Here is an 18,625-nt window from a genome sequence, read left to right as displayed (position 1 = left end):
TCACCACGGCGCGATGTTGAGGAAGAAGCGCTGCAGCCAGCCCATCGTCTCGGCTTCGTTGATGTAGCCCTTCGACGAGTATTCGATCTTCGCGTCGGCGACCTGCGTCGAGTAGACGGAGTTCGCGCCCGAGATCGTGTTCGGGTTGACGACGCCCGAGAAGCGCACGAATTCGTTGCCCTGGTTGATCAGCATCTGCTTCTCGCCGCTGACCATGAGGTTGCCGTTCGGCAGCACGCCGGTGACGGTCACCGTGATCGTGCCGTTGAACGTGTTCGCCGCGCTCGCGCCGCCCGTCGCGTTGAACTTGTTGGCGCCCGTCGCCGACAGATTCGCCTTCGCGAACAGCCCGCCGAGGAAGCCGGCCGTCGGCACGTTGAAGCTGGTGTCGCCCGCACGGTTGGTGTTCGCGCCGGACGACTTCGTCGCGTTGATGTTCTCCGCGATCATGATCGTCAGGATGTCGCCGACGTTGCGCGGCCGCTGATCCTCGAAGAGCGGCCGCCCCGCGTAACCGGGGTTGTAGATCGAGCCGGGCGCCTGCATCGACATCGGCGCGGGCGGCTGCGCCGTCATCGGCTGCTGGATGATCGGATCGCGCGGGATCTGCGCGCAACCGGCGAGCGCCGCCACCGCGACCGCGCAGGCGGCGCGGGCGGTGGCTGACGGGAGGAGGCGAACCTGCTTCATGGCGACGACGGGACTTTCCGGTTAGCTCTTCATCTGCGTGACGGTCTGCAGCATCTGGTCGGACGTCGTCACGGCCTTGCTGTTGATCTCGTAGGCACGCTGCGTCTGGATCATGTTGACGAGCTCCTGCACGACGTTCACGTTCGACGCTTCGACGTAGTTCTGGTTGAGCACGCCCGCGCCGTTCAGCCCCGGCTGCGACACGTTGGGCGCGCCCGACGACGTGGTCTCCGCGAACAGGTTCTCGCCCTTCGCCTCGAGGCCGGCCGGGTTGATGAAGGTCGCGATCTGCAGCGAGCCGATCTGCACCGCGTTGCTCGAGCCCGGCTGCGTGACCGACACGACGCCGTCCTTGCCGATCGTCAGCGACTGCGCGTTCTGCGGCACCGTGATCGCCGGCAGGATCTGGTAGCCGCTCGACGTGACGAGCTGGCCCTGCGCGTTGGTCTGGAACGAGCCGTCGCGCGTGTACGCGTTCGTGCCGTCCGGCATCAGCACCTGGAAGAAGCCCGCGCCGTTGATCGCGACGTCCTTCGAGTTGCCGGTCTGCGTGAGGCCGCCCTGCGTGTACAGGCGCTCGGTCGCGACCTGCTGTACGCCGGTGCCGAGCTGCAGGCCCGACGGCAGCTCGGTCTGCTGCGTCGAGTTCGCGCCCGGCTGGCGGATCGTCTGGTAAAGCAGATCCTCGAACACCGCGCGCGACGCCTTGAAGCCGTTCGTGCTGGTGTTCGCGAGGTTGTTCGAAATCACGTCCATCTGCGCCTGCTGCGCATTCATGCCGGTGGCGGCGATATAGAGAGAACGGTTCACGTGTAGGGTCTCCTGCGTAGGCTGGCGCGGGCGCTCAGCTGAAGTTGAGCAGCTGGTTCGCGGTCTGCTCGTTCTGGTCGGCCGTCTGGATCAGCTTCGACTGCAGCTGGAACGCGCGCGCGTTGTCGATCATCGCGACCATCGCGGTCACCGGGTTGACGTTGCTGCCTTCGAGCGAATTCGGCGTGACGACCACGGTCGCGTCGGCATCGGCCGGATTGCCGTCGGCGGTGCGGAACAACCCGTCGTTGCCGCGCGTGAGCGTGGCGGGATCGGGATTGACGAGCTTCATCTGGTCGACGATCGCGACCGCCGTCGGCGGGTCGCCCGGCATCAGCGCGGACACCGTGCCGTCCTTGCCGATCGTCACTTCCGCGTTCGGCGGCACCGAGATCGGGCCGCCGTTGCCGATCACCGGCAGGTTGCTCGCGTTGACGAGCTGGCCGTTCTCGTCGACGTGCAGGTTGCCGGCGCGCGTGTACGCCTCGCCGCCGTCGGCCGTCTGCACGGCCAGCCAGCCGGCGCCCTGCACGGCGACGTCGAGCGGGTTGCCGGTGCGCGTGATCGCCCCCGGCGCGAAATCCGCGCCGGGCGTCGACGCGAGCACGTAGGTGCGCGTCGTCGTCGGGTCGATCGTGCTGCCGTCGCCGAAATTCATCGGCACCGCGCGATACGTCGCGAGCTGCGCGCGAAAACCCGTCGTTGACGTGTTCGCGAGGTTGTTCGCGACGACCGCCTGCTGGTCGAGCGACTGCGATGCGCCCGTCATCGCCGTGTAGATCAGTCGGTCCATGGCTGCCGGTTATCCGTGCGTCACAGGTTGATGAGCGTCTGGTCGACGGTCTGCTGCGTCTTGATCGTCTGCGCGTTGGCCTGGTAGTTGCGCTGCGCGGTGATCAGGTTCACGAGCTGCGAGGTCAGGTCGACGTTCGAGTTCTCGAGCGCGCTGCCCTGCAGCGTGCCGTGGTTCGTGCTGCCCGGCGCGGAGACCTGCGGCACGCCCGATGCGGCGCTTTCCGCGTACTGGTTGCCGCCGAGGTTCACCAGCCCGTTCGGGTTGTTGAAGTTCGCGAGCGCGATCAGGCCGAGCACGGCGGTCTGGCCGTTCGAGTAGTTGCCGGTCAGCTTGCCGTCGGCGCCGATCGAATAGGTCGTCAGCGTGCCGCTCGCGTAGCCGTCCTGCGCGAGGTTGTTCACGCCGTCCTTGCCGCCGTACTGGGTCGTGCCGGTCAGGTCGAGCGTGAGGTTCTGCGGCGTCGTCGAGCCGTCGGTGTTCGGCACCGTGAACTGGAACTGGCCGAGCGACGCGGTCGGCGCCGGCGGCGTGCCCGTCGTCGTGCTCTGGATGCCGCCCGACGAATTGAACGTGACCGTGCCGAGATCGGTCGTCGCGCCGCCCTGCACGCCCGCGTACGCTTCCCACGTGCCGGCCGCCGACTTCACGAAGTACATGTTGACCGCCTGCGAACCGCCGAGCGAGTCGTACACCTGGATCGACGTCGAGTAGTTGTAGGTCGTGTTGTCGGTCGCGCTGAACGGCGTCTTGGCCGGCACCGTGTCCTGCGAGTTCAGGTTGAACTGGCCGGTGATCTTGGTCGTCGCGGTCGGCGCGATGTTGTTGGTCGGCGCCTGCAGCGGCACGGTCTGCGCGGTGTTGATCACGCCGCCCGCGTTGGCTGCGTAGCCCATCAGGTTACGGCCTTGCGAATCGACGATGTAGCCGTTCTTGTCGCGCTGGAACGTGCCGTCGCGCGAGTACGTCGTCACGCCGTTGTTCGACATCTGGAAGAGGCCGTTGCCGTTGATCGCGACGTCCAGCGAAGACTGGGTCGTATTGATCGTGCCCTGCCCGAAGTTCTGCTCGACCGAGTTCAGCGACGTGCCGATGCCGATCTGCGTGTTGACCGACGTCGCGACCGAGTTCGCGTACATGTCGGCGAACTGCGCGGTGCTCGACTTGAAGCCGACCGTGTTCGCGTTCGCGATGTTGTTGCCGATCACGTCGAGCGCGTTCGATGCGCCGGCGAGGCCGCTCAGACCCTGTTGATAACCCATTTCGGTCTCCGTTTCGAGAAAGCTCGATCAGTTGGAAGTGCTGCCGCCGGACGAGGACGACGACGACGCGGTATTCGGGAAAATCGACGCGATCTGGGTGAGCCCCACCGTCGTGCCGTTCGACAGCACGAGCCCCGCCGTGCCGTCCGCCTGCTTGACCACGCTCTGCACCTGCGAGGCCGCGAGCGTCGTGACCGTCTGCGGCGTGCCGTTGGCGTCGGTGTAGGTCGCGCTGACCGTGTACTTGCCGTCCGGCAGCGCGTTGCCCGCCGCGTCGGTCGGCGTCCAGTTGAACGGCACGGTGCCGGCCGACTGCGCGCCCGCGTTGATCGTGTTCACGACGGTCCCCGCCGAATTCTTCACGGTGATCGTCAGGTTCGACACCGCGCTCGACAGCGACACGCCGAACGGCGAGGCCGCGCCGCTCTTCACCGCGACGGCGTTGCCCGGCGCGAGCACGTTCGTGCCGATCAGCATCGCGGCCTGCGTCTGCTGGCCGGCCGTGAGCTGCGTCGACAGCGACGTGAGCGACGTGTTCAGCTGCGCGATGCCGCTCACCGTGTTGATCTGCGCGAGCTGCGACGTCATCTGCGAGCTGTCGACCGGGCTGGTCGGGTCCTGGTTCTGCAGCTGCGTGACGAGCAGCTTCAGGAACGTCGCCTGCAGGTCGCTCGCCGACGTGCCGTTGGTCGACGACACTTTGTTGGTGTTCATCGTGTCGGTCGGCAGGTTCGACACGTTCGTGCCGTTGCTGCCGATCGTCGTGTTGGAGGAGGTCATCCTGGGTTGCCTTCTGTCGGAACTGTCGGGTCTGTGAGGGCGGCTTACGAGCCGATCGTCAGCGTCTTGAGCATCAGCGTCTTCGCGGTGTTCAGCGTCTCGACGTTGGCCTGGTACGAGCGCGACGCCGAGATCATGTTCACCATCTCCTGCACCGGATCCACGTTCGGCATCTGCACGTAGCCGTTCGCGTCGGCGGACGGGTTCGCCGGGTCGTAGGTCGACTTCATCGGCGACGGGTCGTCGACCACCTTCGTCACGCGCACGCCGCCCACGCCCTGGCCGGACGCGGTGCGCGCGCCGCCCATCGGGTCGGTCGCGAACACGACCTGCTTGGCCTTGTACGGCTTGCCGTCGGGGCCGGTGGCGCTGTCGGCGTTCGCGAGGTTCGACGCGGTGACGTTCAGGCGCTGCGATTGCGCGGACAGCGCCGAACCGGCGACGCCGAAGATGTTCATCAACGAAGGCATGGAGGCTCCTTGTGCGTGGGTTCGGAAGCGGCGCGCTTACGAGTTCGTCGTGATCGCGGCGATCATCGCCTTGATCTGCTGGGTCATCACGGTCATCCCGGTTTCGTAGTGCAGCGCGTTGTTCGCGAACTGCACGCGCTCGACGTCGAGATCGACCGTGTTGCCGTCGAGCGACGGCTGCAGCGGCATCCGGTACTGCGCGCGGCCGTAGTCGTCGGCCGGGCCGCCCGTCGGGATCAGCTTCGCCGCGCCGGCCATGTGGCCCGGCGCCGTCGACACCATCGACATGCCGCTCGTCACGCCGGCCGGCTGCGTCATCGGCAGTTGCGCGGCGTTGCTCGGCGCGAGGCCGCCGTTCGCCTGCTTCAGCGAGCGCGCGAGCGTCGACGAGAAATCGACGTCGCGCGCCTGGTAGCCGGGCGTGTCGGCGTTCGCGATGTTCGACGACAGCAGTTCCTGCCGGTAGGCGCGCACGTCGAGCGCCTGTCGGCCGAACGCGAATTCCGCATCGAGTTTGTCCAGCATGTGTGCGTCTCTCCGTATGAAGCGCTGCACGCCTCTCGCGCCGGATGGCGACTCGAGAGGCTTTTTTCCATGACAGCGATGGTAGGCGTCGCGCGCAACAGGCAATCGGGCGAATAACGCGGCAAAGGCCCCCTCTATTCATCGTTTGCGCGACGGCCCCGCTCCCTAGAATGCGAATCGGATCAACGGATCGAGGACACGGCGATGACGGGCAGCGCACTTCGCGGAAGGAACGGGCGGCAAACGCGCGTCCGGCGTGTGTGTGCGCTCGCCGCGGCGCTGTGGATCGCGATGCCGTCCGCCCGCGCGGACGACGGGATGATCGTCATCCCCGGGCGCGGCGAGACGGCCGAAACGGCGCTTGCCCACGCCAATGCGGCGAGCGGCGGGCAGTTCGGCGGGAATGCGGGTTCGGGTTCGGGTTCGAGTTCGAGTTCGGGCGTCGCGCCGGACGCGGGCGGCCCGGCGGCCGGCACGAGCGCCGCGGCCGGTGCGTCCGGCGCGGCCGGCACCGGCTATGCGGCGCAGCCCGCCGGCGCGATGGTCGTGACGACCGTCCCGCCGCCGGCCCCCGTCGCTGCGCCCCCCCGCGCGAACACCGGCTACGGCGCGGCGCGCGCGGCCGATCCGGCCGCCGTCGCGACGGTCGTCGCCGGCACGGCCGAACCCGCTTCGAATACCGCTCGGCCGACGCCGCAGCAAGCCATGGCCGCACGCCTGGCGGCGGCCCGCGCCGCATCGGCCGCGCAGGCGCCGCGTGCGCAGGCGGCGTCCGCCAACGCAACCGCCACGGCCCCTGCGGCGGCGCCCGCGACGCCGCCCGGCCAGCAGGACCCCGAGACGATCCGGCGCGCGGCCCTCGCATTCCTGCAGCAGCAGATCGCGGGCCTGCCCGGCAAGACCACCGCCACCGTCACGACCGCGTTTCCGCGCGGGCTCGCCGCGTGCACGACGCTCGAACCGTTCCTGCCGACCGGCGCGCGCCTGTGGGGCCGCACCACGGTCGGCGTGCGCTGCGCGGGCGAGCGGCCGTGGACCGTCTACCTGCAGGCGAAGGTCACCGTGCAGGCCACCTATTACGTCGCCGCGCGCCAGATCGCGCCCGGCGAGCCGCTGACCGCCGCCGACCTGGTCGCGCGCGACGGCGACCTGACGGTGCTGCCGCTCGCGGTCATCACCGATCCGGCGCAGGCGGTCGGCTCGACCGCGCTCGCGCGCATCTCGGCCGGGCTGCCGCTGCGGCAGGACATGCTGAAGAGCGCGGCGTCGGTGTCGGCCGGCCAGACGGTACGGGTCGTCGCGGCCGGGCCCGGTTTCACGATTTCGGCCGAGGGCAGCGCACTGGCGAATGCGGCGCCGGGCCAGTCGGTGCGGGTGCGGATGGCGGCCGGCCAGATCGTCACGGCGATCGTCAAGGACGCCGGCACCGTGGAAATTCCGTTATAGGGACGGATATCCTCGTCAGATTGTAAAGAATTGTTTATTCGGAGAATTCCAGGCTCACGGTGCTAAAGTTCGGGCCGACCCGGCCGTTATCTGGGTCAAACCGTACAGGAAACCCATCGTGAAGATCGATTCCACTCCGAACCCGAGCCCCCTGGCGCCGACCGGCAACGGCGCGACCCGTGCGCAATCCGGCACGGCCCAGTCGTCCGCGCAGGCAGGCGACGCAGGATCGACCGGCGGCGACACGACCGTGAACCTGTCGGGTCTGTCCGGCCAGTTGCGTTCGGTATCCGCGTCCGGCAACGCCGATATCGATACGGGCCTTGTCCAGTCGATCAAGGACGCGCTGAACAACGGCACGCTGACGATCGATGCGAACAAGATTGCCGACGGCGTATTGAACACCGCCCGCGAACTGCTGCAGCAGCAGCGACCGCAGGGCAGCTGAGCCGGCCGCCTCGCGGCCGGTCCCCCGGTTTGCCGGCGCACCGCACCACGCGCGCCGGCGCGACGAGCATGACGCGATGAGAGAAGAGCTGCTGGCCACGGTCAACGACGAACACGCGACGGTCGAGGCGTTCGCGTCCCTGCTCGTCTACGAGGAAAAGGCGCTGACCACGCCCGAGCCGCTCGAGATGCTGCCCGGGATCGTCGAGAAGAAAACCGCACTGATCGACCGGCTCGCGCAGCTCGAACGCACGCGTGACACGCAGCTTTCCGCACTCGGCTTCGCGCCGGGCAAGAAGGGCATGGACCAGGCCGCCGAGCGCGATGCACGCCTCGCCGGCCGCTGGCAATTGCTGCAGCAGGCCGCCGAACGCGCGCGCCAGGCCAACGCGAACAACGGGATGCTGATCCGGATCCGGATGGACTACAACGAGCGCGCGCTCGCGGTACTGCGCTCGGCGCCCGCGCCGGCTGGCGTCTACGGCCCCGACGGGCGCGTCTCGGCGCTGATGCGCTGATGCGCTGACACTCAGCGACACTCAGCGACACTCAGCGATACGCCTCGATACGTCGCAACGGCCCGCGCCCCGGCCCGTCGCGCCACCCGCTTCACCCGAATTCTGCTTCGACAGACCGGGCTCCAGCCCGGCACATGCGTCCCCTCGATACCATGACGATCCAACAACAATAGATCGGAGGGCATCGATGCATCATTCCCGTCTTGAATCCGCGCGCCGTCTGGCCGCCACCGCCACGCTCGGCGCTGCGCTGGCGTTCACCGCCTCGCTCGCACCGGCCGCCGCGGCGCCGCTGCCGACCCCGACCGGCGACATGACGCTGTCGCCGTCCGGCCCGCTCGCGGCGCCGGCATCCGCACCGCCCGGCGCATCGCCGCGCGCCACGTCGCGCGCAGCGACACGCGCCGCTTCGCGCGGCAGCGACACCTACACCTACCTGCGCTGCTGGTACCGGATCAGCGACGATCCGCGCAAGCCCGAGGCGACCTACGAGTGGGCGCGCGATCCCGCGGGCGGCGACTGGTATCGCGTGCCCGGCTACTGGTGGGCGGACGGCGTCACGCAGTGGAAGAACATGTTCTACAGCACGACGGCGCAGGACACGCTCGCCGACGTCTGCCGCCGGACGCTCGATGCGCGCGGCATCCGCGCACCGCTGACGCAGGCGGTCGCGGCGAACAACGCGCTGTCGTTCAACTACACGGTCTGGACGATCGATTCCGCGCAGCAGGACGCGCGCGTCAACAAGCTGATCGTGTTCGGCGACAGCCTGTCCGACACCCAGAACATGTTCAACGCGAGCCAGTGGAAGCTGCCGAACGGCACGAGCTGGCACGCCGGACGCTTCAGCAACGGGCCGGTATGGGCCGAATACGTCGCGAACACGCTGCGGCTGCCGCTCTACAACTGGGCGATCGGCGGTGCGGCGACCGACCAGTACCTCGTTGTGCCAGGCCTCGTGCAGCAGATCGATTCGTGGCGCGAGTACATGGGTCGCGCGCCGGACTACCGGCCCGCCAATACGCTGTTCGCGGTGTTCGCGGGCGGCAACGATCTCGTGAACTACGGCCGCACGCCCGAGCAGGCGGCGAACGCGGTGCGGGACGGTCTCGAGCGGCTCGCCGCGGCCGGCGCGACGCGCATCCTGCTCGTCACGCTGCCCGACGTGTCGCGCGCGCCGGTGTTCGCGACACGCACCGACACCGCCAGCGTCGCCGCGCAGGTCACGGACTACAACCGGCGGCTCGTCGACGCGGCCGCCGCCGTGCGCGCCCGCTACGGCGCGACGCTGCGGCTCGAGGTGTTCGACGCACGCGCCGTTCGCCGACCTGCTGAGCCACCCCGCGCAATACGGTTTCGACGATGCGAAGCGGTCGTGTCTCGACATCCCGAAGCCGTCGTCGCTCACCTACCTCACCGCGCAGACGCCGCGCGCGGACTGCCGCGACCCGGCGCGCTTCGTGTTCTGGGACACGCTGCACCCGACGACGCGCACACACGCGTGGCTCGCCGAGCGGATCACGCCGTTCGTGCGCGCGCGGTTGCTGGATTGACGGGGAGACGCATGCGGCCCCGGTGAGTCGTCATCGATGACCGGCGGACAGCGGGCGGCCGACGCCGCCCGCGCCGGCGCCGCTTACAGCAACGGGCACGCCGTCACCTGCGTGCCTCGCGCCACGCACAACCGCTCGTAGTCGCGCAGGTACGCGCGCTCGCCGTCGTCCAGCAGGTCGAGATCGATCAGGTCCCAGTCGTAGCCGACCGTCACGATATTCTCGAACGTCACCGTGCCCGGCTGCGCGTCGTCCGGCTGCACGATCACGATGTTCTCGATCCGCACGCCGCCCTTGCCCGGCAGGTAGATGCCCGGCTCGACCGAAATCACCGCGTTCGGCACCAGCCCGTACTTCGCGCCCGGCGCGAACCGCACGCCGCCTTCGTGCACGTGAATCCCGACGCCGTGCCCGGTGCCGTGCCCGAAATCATGACCATGATCGCGGCACACCTGCCGCACGAGCGCATCGACGTCGCCGCCGGTCGCGGTGCTCGGGAAGCGCGCGACGAGCCCCTTGATGCAGGCCTTCAGCGCGACCGTGTAGATTTCGCGCTGCCACGGCTGCGCGACCGTGTCCGCACGCGTGCGGCGCAGGACGACGCGCGTGCAGTCCGTCGCGAAACCGGCGTCGTAATACGCGCCGCTGTCGAGCAGCACGAGTTCGCCTTCCGTCAGCTCGACGCCGGCGCTTGCCGCCGTGTAATGCGCGAATGCGCTGTTGGCGCCGTTCGCCGCGATCGACGGGAACGTCAGCGCGAGCGCCTCGCGTGCGCCGTATGCATCGTTGATCTTGCGGGCCAGGTCGTATTCGGTATGGCGCTGCCCCGGCTCGCCGGTCTTCGCCCAGCGCATCGTCTCGGCGATCGCCGCCGAGCTGCGCGCGAACGCGTCGCGAAACCGGTCGAGCACCGCCGGCGTCTTGCCGGCCCGCATCGCTTCGACCGGGTTGAAATCGGCATGCCGCGCATGCGGCCACACGCGGCTGACCGTGTCGACGAGCGCGCAGTTCACCGATTCGAAGCCGTAACACACGTGATCGACCGCGAACTGCGCGAGAAAGCGCTCGAGCGCCGCGACATCGCGCCGGATCACCTGCAGCGCCGGGTACGATTCGAGCGCGACCTCGCAGCGGTCGCAGCCTTCCGGCAGGAACAGCGCGACCTCGTCGCCGACCACGAACAGGAAGCCGAGGTGCGACGACGCATTCGGGATGTGATAGCCGCGGCTGTTCAGCAGATAAGCGAGATCGTCCGACGCGCAGGTGAAGAATGCGGTCCTGCCGTGGGCCGCGCCGGTGTGCGCGGCGAGCGTGCGGTTCAGCGTGTCGAGGTTGTGCGCGACGGTGACGCCGGTCATCGATTCCGGCAGCTCGAAGATCGGGCGCTCGACGGCCCAGCCCGGCAGCGCGATCGCGCGGTCGATCTCGCGATCGGCGAGGCTCGTCCAGTCGAACGACGCGGCCTGCGTCTGCGCGAGCAGACGGTCGCGTTGCCCGACGCTGATCCGCCGCCCGTCGTAGCCGACCCGCGCGAGCCGGCTCGCGTGCGCGACCAGCCAGTCGGCCATCGCCTGCCAGATCGTCACGTTCATCCCGGGCTTCTCGATGCGCACGCGCGCCGGATCGCACTGCTGCTCGGCCTGCAGGTGATAACGGCCGTCGACGAACAGCACGAACGGCGGCATGCCGAGCGCCTGCGCGGACGCCGCGCTCAGGAAGATCCCGCAGCCGGCCGAACCGTCGAAGCCCGACAACGCGTAGCGCGGATTGTTGCCGAGCGGCAGGTACTCGGTGACATATTCGTCCTGCGACGTGACCACCACCGCGTCGAGCCGCGCGGCATCGAGCAGGCGCGACAGGCCGGCCTGCGTGTCGACGACGGACGCGTCGTAGGAGGGAAGGCCGGAGAAGCTGTATTTCAGTCGATCGATCATCGGATGCCCGTTATTCATTGTTGTCGGCGGCCGGCGGCGGGGCGCGGCGGGGCGCATGCCGGAGACGACATGCCGCCGCGGCGCGGATGACGCCCGGCCCGGCGCACGGCCGGGCCGCGAAGCCGTTCCTGCGGCGCGCCCTGGGGGAATTTTTGTCTCACTTAACTTTGTTTGATGCGCGACAGAATCTAGAGCACGCTGAAATTGAGGTCAAGCTAAAATTTTCGTAGGACTAAAATCGTCGCGATGCTTGCGTATCCCGGCACAACGCAAATTCGCCCGGAGATGCTGCGCGGTACAATGCGCCGGCCTCGTCGTCCTGGCGGCTGCACCGCCCTGCCGCCCGCCTCCCGACTCGTTGCCACGAAAGAGATTCATGGATTCAGACATCATGCGTATCGGCCAGCGCATTCGCCGCCTGCGCCGGGAAGCGAAGAAGACGCTGCTGGAGGTCGCGACCGAAGCGAAACTGTCGGTCGGGTTCCTGTCCCAGGTCGAGCGCCATCTCACGGGCATCTCCCTGTCGTCGCTCGTCAACGTCGCGAAAGCGCTGGACGTACCGCTCAGTGCGCTGATCGACCAGCCGCGCCAGGCACAACCCGATTCGCACGAGGGCAGCCGCAAGCCGTACGCGGTCGACAGCGCGTCGCAGTGGTACGAACGGCTCTCCACCACGTTCGACGGCAGCCTGATCAACGCGGTCAAGGTGCAGATGATGGAAGGCTACCGTTCGGAATGGGTGTCGCACGGCGGCGACGAATTCGTCTTCGTGCTGACCGGCCGAATCTGCTACACCGTGGGCAAGAAGGATTACCCGCTGTCGGCCGGCGACTCGCTGCACTTTGACGCGCGCAAGCGGCACCGCGTCGCCAACGTGGGCGACGGGCCCGCCGAGCTGATCGTGGTCGGCACGCTGCCGCTGTTCGACGACGACAGTTGCGCCGAATTCGTATCGGCCACGATGGAAATCAGGCAGCCTGCGCCGGGCGAGCCGCGCGTGAGCCGCCGCGAGCCGGCGCCGAGACACGACCGCGACGCCGACGCCGCGCGGCCGGCCGGCGCCACGGGAAAGAAGGCATCCGCCGGCAAACGCCCGGCTGCGGCCACCCCGGCCCGCAAGGCGGGCACGCGCAAGAAGCCGTAACGGCTGACGGGCGCGCGCCGCCCTTGCGCACGTTATTCGCCGATCTCGAGCGCCTGCGCGACCGCCTGGATCCGTGCGCGATGCACGGCATCCTTGATCTTCTCCGCCTCGTTGCCGATCCCGCGCGCAATTGCGCCGGCATCGACGCTGCGCGCGGCCGCGAGCGCCACACGCAGCCGCTCCGCCTGCGGATACGGTTGCGCATCGAGCCCGAGCCGCCCGCGCGCATCCGATTCGCACGCCTGCAGCATCTCCGCGAAACGCGCCGGCTTGCGCAGCGCATCGCTGCGCTCGAAGAGCCGCACCAGCGCGGCCGCGCCCATCTCCATCACGCGATGCAGGTTGCCGTGCTCGCGCGCGACCACGAGCGCGAGATCGCGGCATTCGTTCGGCACGCGCAGCCGCTCGCACAACGGCTTGAGCAGATCGACGCTGCGGCCTTCGTGGCCGACGTGGCGCGGCAGCACGTCCGCGGGCGTCGTCGCCTTGCCGAGATCGTGCGTGAGCGCGGCGAAGCGCACCGGCAGCGAATAACCCTGCTTCGCCGCATAGTCGACGACCATCATCACGTGCACGCCCGTGTCGACTTCCGGGTGGTAGTCGGCGCGCTGCGGCACGCCCCACAGCGCATCGACCTCGGGCAGGATGCGCGCGAGCGCGCCGCACTCGCGCAGCACCGCGAACATCCGCGACGGCTTCGCCTCCATCAGCCCGCGCGCGATTTCCTGCCACACGCGCTCGGGCACGAGCGCGTCGACCTCGCCTGCGTCGACCATGCGCCGCATCAGCGCGAGCGTTTCGTCCGCGACCGTGAAATCCGCGAACCGCGCGGCGAAGCGCGCGATGCGCAGGATGCGCACCGGATCCTCGACGAACGCGTCGCTCACATGGCGGAACACCCGCGCACGCAAGTCGGCCTGCCCGTCGAACGGATCGATCACCGGCCCGACCAACGCGCCCTCCGGGCTCACCTCGCGCGCCATCGCGTTGATCGTCAGGTCGCGCCGCGCGAGATCCTCGTCGAGCGTCACGTCCGGCGCGTAATGGAACTGGAAGCCGTGATAGCCGGCCGCCGTCTTGCGCTCGGTGCGCGCCAGCGCGTATTCCTCCTGCGTGTCCGGATGCAGGAACACCGGAAAATCCTTGCCGACCGGCCGGAAGCCCTGCGCGGCCATCTGCTCGGGCGTCGCGCCCACCACCACGTAGTCGCGGTCCTGCACGGGCACGCCGAGCAATTCGTCGCGGATCGCACCGCCCACTGCGTAGATGTTCATGGCGTCGGCTCGTATTCGGCGATCACGGTCGTTTCGCGGCGTGCGGCGTCGATCCACCGCTGCACCGCCGGCAGCGCCGTCACGCGCGCCGCGTAGCCGGCCGCTTCCGGCGACAGGCCCGGCGCATACGTGTTGAAGCGCATCACGACGGGCGCGTACATCGCATCGGCAATCCCGAATTCGCCGAACAGGAACGGCCCGCCCGACGCCTCGAGGCACGCGCTCCACAGCGCATCGATGCGCGCGACGTCGGCGAGCGCATCGGGCGTCGCACCGCGCCCCGGCATCGACGCGCGCACGTTCATGCCCATCTGCGTGCGCAGCGCCGCGAAACCCGAATGCATCTCGGCCGCGACGCAGCGCGCATGCACGCGCTCGAGCGGATCGGCCGGCCACATCGGGAACTGCGGATAGCGCTCGGCGAGCGTCTCGGCGATCGCGAGCGAATCCCAGATCGCGACGCCGTGGTCGTCGACCAGGCACGGCACCTTGCCGGACGGCGAATACTCGAGGATGCGCGCGGCCGTGTCGTCGCGGCGCAACTCGATCGCGATCTCGTCGAACGGGATGCCGAAATGCGTGAGCAGCACCCACGGGCGCATCGACCACGACGAGTAGTTCTTGTCTCCAATGACGAGCTTCATGGCGGTGTTCCGGAAAACGCGAAAGTGAAAAGAAGGATGCCGAACGGCGGCGCCCCGGCCGGCCCTAGCGTCGCCGCGAGCGGAACCAGTCGAACCGGGACCGCTGCGCGGCGTTGCCGAGATACGCGGGCGCAATGCTTTCGAGACTCGCAGGCGAAATCCCGAGTTCCGGCGCGAGCGGCCCCGACAGCACGTTCGGCACCGACATCGTCGCGAGGTTGTCGCGCGTGAGCACGGGCTCGCCGGGCAGGCATTCGAACACGCTCGCCTGCAGCCGCGCGAGCGCGTCGGGCAGCCGCACGATGCGGGCCTGCCGGCCGACCAGCGTGCCGCAGTAGCGCACCAGTTCCTCGAGCGTGTAGACGGTCGGGCCGCCGAGCTCGTAGGTCTTGCCGTGCGCGGCCGCGAGATCGAGCGTGTTGACGAACGCGCGCACGACGTCGCCGACGAACACGGGCTGGAAGCGCGCGTCCGGCATCGCGAGCGGCAGCACGGGCACCGTGCGCTGCAGGTTCGCGAACGTGTTGAGGAACGCGTCGCCGGGGCCGAACACGACCGACGGGCGGAAGATCGTCAGCGCGAGCGAATCGGTCGCGGCGATCGCATGCAGCGCGGCCTCGCCATCGCCCTTCGAGCGCTGGTACATGCTCGCGCCGCGCGAATCGGCGCCGAGCGCGCTCATGTGCAGCAGGCGCTGCACGCCGACTTCGGTGCAGGCGGTCGCGAGCGCGGCCGGCAGCGCGACGTGCGCGCGCTCGAAGCCGGGCCCGTACGGCGTGCCGCGGCCGCCGTGCAGCACGCCGACGAGATTGATCGCCGCGTGCGCGCCGGCGACGAAGCGCGCGAGCGTGCGCGTGTCGAGCGCCTCGAGCTCGACGATCTCGACCGGCAGCATCTGCAGGTGGCGCGCGTGGTCGCGCCGCCGCGTGCCGATCCGTACCTGCTTGCCGGCGTCGATCAGCGCATTGACGAGCCGGCTGCCGATGAAGCCGGTGCCGCCCAGCAGCGCGACGGTCTGGCGATCCATGTTTCAGAGCCTCAAAAGAACACTGCCGCGTCTCGCGCGGCAGTGTGAAGATTGCGAATCAGGGCGAGATCATGCCTAGACGTTTCTTCAACGACTGCGGTTTGCCCTCGAAGAGCGCCGCGTAGTAGACGGTGTTCGACAGCACGTTCTTCACGTAGTCGCGCGTCTCGTTGAACGGAATCGTCTCCGCGAAGATCGCGCCTTCGATCGGCTGAGTCAACACCTGGCGCCACTGGCGCGGCCGGCCCGGGCCCGCGTTGTAGCCGGCGGTGGCCAGCACGGGCGAGCTGTCGAAGTTGTTGTAGATGTCCGCCAGATACCAGGTGCCGAGCTGGATGTTGGTATCGATGTCGTGCATCTGCGCGCGCGAGATCGTGCCCATGCCGAGCTTCTTCGCGACCATCTGGGCCGTCGCCGGCATCAGCTGCATCAGGCCGCCCGCGCCCACCGACGAACGCGCGCTGATGATGAAGCGCGATTCCTGGCGGATCAGGCCGTACGCCCATTCGATGTCGAGGCCCGTCGATTGCGCGTAGCGCTCGACGATATTGCGATACGGCGACGGGTAACGCAGCGTGAAATCGTGCTCGGCCTTCGTGCGGTCGGCCGTGTTGACCGTGCGGTCGAGCAGCTCGACGCGCTTGCCGTACTCGGCGGCCGCGAGCAGCTGGCGATCGGTCATGCCGCGCAGCGGCCAGTTCCATTCGCGGTTGCCTTCGAGGCGCAGGTTCAGCGCATAGAAGCGCTGCGCGAGCGCGAAGCCCGGAATCTTGCCCATCGCGTCGATCTCGGCGTCGCTCACCTTCGTGCGCGGCGGGATCGTCGTGCGCTGGCCGAGCTCTTCGCCGGCGAGCTGCCCGTAGAAGTTGAACTGGCCCGCGACCTGCTCGAATTCCTGGTTCGCCTGCAGCGTGTCGCCGCTCTGCTTGAGCGCGCGCGCATGCCAGTAGATCCATGCCTGATCGCTGCGCAGCGACGGCGGCATCTGCTCGATCGACCAGCGCACCATCGGCCAGTTGCCGGCGAGCAGCGCGGCGCGCGTGCGCCATTCGTAGCCCGGGTTCGACAGCGGCGCATTCGCGGATTTCGCGTACCAGACCGACGCGAGCGCCGAGCGCTTGATCGCACCCTGGTAGCCGATCGCGCCCCACGCGATCGCCTGCTCCTGCTTCGTGAGCGAGCCGGCGACCGACGTCAGCATCCCGGCGGCCGCGTCCGGATCGTTGCGCGCCATGCGGCCGAGCGCGATCAGCGCGAGCTGGTGCGACGTCGCGTCGGCGCCGACGCCGCGCGCGAGGTACAGCGGCGGCGCGCTCGTCGCTTGGTCGAAGCCGACCGGGCGCGGGCCGAGCGCGTCGACGATCTTGCCGCCGAGCGTCGTGTAGTTCTGCTCGTACGCGAGGCGCGCCTGCTGCCACACGTCGTCGCTCGTGAACTGCTGGTTGACCGTGAGCGCGGTGATCAGGTCGACGCATGCGTCGCCGTAGTTCTTCGGCTCGACGAGCAGCGCGCGCGCCGCTTCGGCGACGTTCTCGCCGCGCGCCGCGCGCGATTCGAGCGCATAGCACTTGACCTGCGTGTCGTCGTCGAGCACGAAGCGCTTGTATTGATCGTCGAAGCTGCGCCAGTCGTGACGCGCGCCGAGCACGAGCAGGTAATCGTTGCGCAGGCGGTCGGCGATCGCCTGGCCGTCGTAGCGCTGCAGGAACGACTGCACGGGCGCGTCCGGCGCATCGACGCGCGCGCGGCCCGTCGAATCGAACAACTGCGGCTTGATCTGGAAATACTCGACGTAGGACGGTACCGGATAGTTCGGGATCATCGACGCGAGCTGCGCGGCTTTCGCGGCGTCGTTGCGACGCGCGGCTTCACGAAGCTGCACGAAGATCTGGTCATCCCCGGCGACCGTGTCGTCGCCCGGTGCCGCGCAAGCGGCCGTGCCCGCGACGAGCGCGGCGGCGGAAAGCGTCAGCGCGACCGCGCGATATACTCGGAAAAGGCTGTTCGACATCGTTTTGAATGGAGCACGAAGTGACCGAAAGCATAGCACGCAACCCTGTGCCGAACCGGAAGGTTGCGCTGCGCAAAACGCTGTCCGGCGCGCGTCGCGACGCCGCGTCGCAGCCCGCCGCGAACGCCGCGCTCGACACGCGGTTGCGCTCGCTGCTCGAACGGCTCGCACCGCGCACGGTCGGGTTCTACTGGCCGCTGCCGGGCGAATTCGATGCGCGCGACGCGGTGCTCGCCTGGAGTGCGGCGAGCGCGGGCCGGTGCGCCGCGCTGCCCGTGATCGACGAGCAGCACGCGCCGCTCGCGTTCCATGCGTGGGATGCGCATACGCCGATGCGCGAAGGTCATCACCGGATTCCGGAACCGGCGTCGGGAATCGTCGTCGTGCCCGACCTGCTGCTGATTCCCTGTGTGGGATTCGATCCGCAGCGCTACCGGCTCGGATACGGCGGCGGCTACTACGACCGCACGCTGGCCGCATGGCCCGGCGACACGCCGCCGGTGACGGTCGGCATCGCCTATGAAGCGTGCCGCGTCGATGCGCTGCCGGCCGAGGCGCACGATCTCGCGCTGTGCTGGATCGTGACCGACGGCGCGCTGTACCCGCCCGCCGGATGACGCCGCGCGCCGCGCGATGGTCGCCGTTGCGCGCCCGTCAGCGCATGCCAGCGCGCAAGAATTACCGCAATCGTTTACAGCGACGCCGCCGCACGCGCGGCCGTGTCGTAGAGGCCCGATGCGTGGCGCAGCAACTGCGCCGCGTCGCCGATCTGCTCGTTGGTGAGCCCGCTGTCCTTCAGCGTCTCGATCAGGCAGTGCTCGCGCACCTCCCGATATTTCAGGCACAGGTCGCGCCCCTCGTCGGTCGCGAAAAAGAACACTTCCTTGCCGTTCTTCTCGCTCTTCACATAGCCGCGCGCGATCAGTTTTTTCAGCGCGTAGGTCGCGACGTGCGTATCCTCGATATTGAGCACGAAGCAGATGTCGGCGAGCTTCTTCTTGCGTTCGCGATGGCTGACGTGATGCAGCAGCGACACCTCGACCGCCGTCATGTCCTTCGCGCCGGCCGCCGACATGCAGCGCACCATCCAGCGGTTGAACGCATTGCCGGCCATGATGAGCCCGTATTCGAGTTCCGACAGCTCCGCGCTCGAATCGGAAACGAGGTGTTCGGATGACACGATCTTGGTCGGAGGACGCTTCATGGAAGGCGGCGAAAGCAGGCTGTCAGGGTGTGCCGAGTGTACGCCAGAAGCCCGGGTATACGGGCTAGGCGAAAACGCTTATTGGGAAGTTGT

At 68.7% G+C, this 18,625-nt stretch carries 19 protein-coding genes; 6 read left to right on the top strand and 13 right to left on the bottom strand.

Annotation, left to right across the window (positions count from 1 at the left end; all coding sequences use genetic code 11):
- The 7 genes from flgH to flgB are packed head-to-tail and all read right to left on the bottom strand — an operon-like array spanning position 1 to position 5,330.
- Positions 1-690, bottom strand: a complete 690-nt coding sequence (flgH, locus tag BBJ41_RS13505; RefSeq protein ID WP_069746805.1) for a flagellar basal body L-ring protein FlgH — start codon at positions 688-690, stop codon at positions 1-3.
- A gap of 21 nt (positions 691-711) precedes the next feature.
- Positions 712-1,500 carry a flagellar basal-body rod protein FlgG gene (gene flgG, locus BBJ41_RS13500; RefSeq protein WP_069746804.1) on the bottom strand — a complete coding sequence of 263 codons (789 nt, stop codon included), beginning with the start codon at positions 1,498-1,500 and terminating at the stop codon, positions 712-714.
- Positions 1,501-1,534: 34 nt separating this feature from the next.
- The gene (gene flgF, locus BBJ41_RS13495) at positions 1,535-2,293 is read right to left on the bottom strand and encodes a flagellar basal-body rod protein FlgF (protein WP_069746803.1); all 759 of its coding nucleotides are present in this window, start codon (positions 2,291-2,293) and stop codon (positions 1,535-1,537) included.
- 20 nt (positions 2,294-2,313) lie between these two features.
- The gene (flgE, locus tag BBJ41_RS13490; RefSeq protein WP_069746802.1) at positions 2,314-3,555 is read right to left on the bottom strand and encodes a flagellar hook protein FlgE; all 1,242 of its coding nucleotides are present in this window, start codon (positions 3,553-3,555) and stop codon (positions 2,314-2,316) included.
- 27 nt (positions 3,556-3,582) lie between these two features.
- Positions 3,583-4,335, bottom strand: a complete 753-nt coding sequence (locus BBJ41_RS13485; protein WP_069746801.1) for a flagellar hook assembly protein FlgD — start codon at positions 4,333-4,335, stop codon at positions 3,583-3,585.
- 44 nt (positions 4,336-4,379) lie between these two features.
- The gene (gene flgC, locus BBJ41_RS13480) at positions 4,380-4,805 is read right to left on the bottom strand and encodes a flagellar basal body rod protein FlgC (protein ID WP_069746800.1); all 426 of its coding nucleotides are present in this window, start codon (positions 4,803-4,805) and stop codon (positions 4,380-4,382) included.
- Positions 4,806-4,841: 36 nt separating this feature from the next.
- Positions 4,842-5,330, bottom strand: coding sequence for a flagellar basal body rod protein FlgB (flgB, locus tag BBJ41_RS13475; RefSeq protein WP_069746799.1), 489 nt, complete (start codon positions 5,328-5,330; stop codon positions 4,842-4,844).
- Positions 5,331-5,534: 204 nt separating this feature from the next.
- Here flgB and flgA point away from each other — a divergent pair, with 204 nt between their 5' ends.
- From flgA to BBJ41_RS13455, 4 genes are all read left to right on the top strand, one after another.
- A complete protein-coding gene (gene flgA / locus BBJ41_RS13470; protein WP_069746798.1) occupies positions 5,535-6,776 on the top strand; it encodes a flagellar basal body P-ring formation chaperone FlgA in 1,242 nt (413 codons plus the stop codon).
- Positions 6,777-6,894: 118 nt separating this feature from the next.
- Positions 6,895-7,224: a flagellar biosynthesis anti-sigma factor FlgM gene (gene flgM, locus BBJ41_RS13465; RefSeq protein ID WP_069746797.1), complete on the top strand. Its 330-nt coding sequence runs from the start codon at positions 6,895-6,897 to the stop codon at positions 7,222-7,224.
- 76 nt (positions 7,225-7,300) lie between these two features.
- Positions 7,301-7,741 (top strand): flagella synthesis protein FlgN, encoded by a 441-nt coding sequence (locus BBJ41_RS13460; protein ID WP_069746796.1) that lies wholly within the window; start codon positions 7,301-7,303, stop codon positions 7,739-7,741.
- A gap of 187 nt (positions 7,742-7,928) precedes the next feature.
- Positions 7,929-9,320: an SGNH/GDSL hydrolase family protein gene (locus BBJ41_RS13455; protein ID WP_236872031.1), complete on the top strand. Its 1,392-nt coding sequence runs from the start codon at positions 7,929-7,931 to the stop codon at positions 9,318-9,320.
- 57 nt (positions 9,321-9,377) lie between these two features.
- Here BBJ41_RS13455 and BBJ41_RS13450 read toward each other — a convergent pair whose 3' ends face one another.
- Positions 9,378-11,228 (bottom strand): M24 family metallopeptidase, encoded by a 1,851-nt coding sequence (locus BBJ41_RS13450; protein ID WP_069746795.1) that lies wholly within the window; start codon positions 11,226-11,228, stop codon positions 9,378-9,380.
- A gap of 376 nt (positions 11,229-11,604) precedes the next feature.
- Between BBJ41_RS13450 and BBJ41_RS13445 the strand changes: the two genes are divergently transcribed.
- Positions 11,605-12,372, top strand: a complete 768-nt coding sequence (locus BBJ41_RS13445) for a helix-turn-helix domain-containing protein (RefSeq protein WP_069746794.1) — start codon at positions 11,605-11,607, stop codon at positions 12,370-12,372.
- A 32-nt stretch (positions 12,373-12,404) separates the two neighbouring features.
- Here the strand turns inward: BBJ41_RS13445 and BBJ41_RS13440 are convergent, their stop codons facing one another.
- The 4 genes from BBJ41_RS13440 to BBJ41_RS13425 form a co-directional block, all read right to left on the bottom strand.
- Positions 12,405-13,646: a multifunctional CCA addition/repair protein gene (locus BBJ41_RS13440; protein ID WP_069746793.1), complete on the bottom strand. Its 1,242-nt coding sequence runs from the start codon at positions 13,644-13,646 to the stop codon at positions 12,405-12,407.
- The gene (locus BBJ41_RS13435; protein WP_069746792.1) at positions 13,643-14,290 is read right to left on the bottom strand and encodes a glutathione S-transferase family protein; all 648 of its coding nucleotides are present in this window, start codon (positions 14,288-14,290) and stop codon (positions 13,643-13,645) included. The genes BBJ41_RS13440 and BBJ41_RS13435 overlap by 4 nt, the downstream gene beginning before the upstream one ends.
- 64 nt (positions 14,291-14,354) lie before the next feature.
- A complete protein-coding gene (locus tag BBJ41_RS13430; RefSeq protein WP_069746791.1) occupies positions 14,355-15,317 on the bottom strand; it encodes a complex I NDUFA9 subunit family protein in 963 nt (320 codons plus the stop codon).
- Between the two features lie 58 nt (positions 15,318-15,375).
- Positions 15,376-17,328, bottom strand: coding sequence for a lytic transglycosylase domain-containing protein (locus tag BBJ41_RS13425; RefSeq protein WP_069746790.1), 1,953 nt, complete (start codon positions 17,326-17,328; stop codon positions 15,376-15,378).
- A gap of 8 nt (positions 17,329-17,336) precedes the next feature.
- Between BBJ41_RS13425 and BBJ41_RS13420 the strand changes: the two genes are divergently transcribed.
- Complete coding sequence (locus BBJ41_RS13420; protein ID WP_069746789.1) at positions 17,337-17,945, top strand: 5-formyltetrahydrofolate cyclo-ligase; 609 nt, start codon at positions 17,337-17,339, stop codon at positions 17,943-17,945.
- A gap of 74 nt (positions 17,946-18,019) precedes the next feature.
- Here BBJ41_RS13420 and BBJ41_RS13415 read toward each other — a convergent pair whose 3' ends face one another.
- A complete protein-coding gene (locus BBJ41_RS13415; protein ID WP_069746788.1) occupies positions 18,020-18,532 on the bottom strand; it encodes a winged helix DNA-binding protein in 513 nt (170 codons plus the stop codon).
- Positions 18,533-18,625 lie beyond the last annotated feature (93 nt).

The sequence above is a fragment of the Burkholderia stabilis genome (genome assembly GCF_001742165.1).
Lineage (GTDB): Bacteria > Pseudomonadota > Gammaproteobacteria > Burkholderiales > Burkholderiaceae > Burkholderia > Burkholderia stabilis.
Note: the sequence above shows the minus strand (reverse complement) of the source record. Positions and strands in the feature narration are given on the sequence as shown.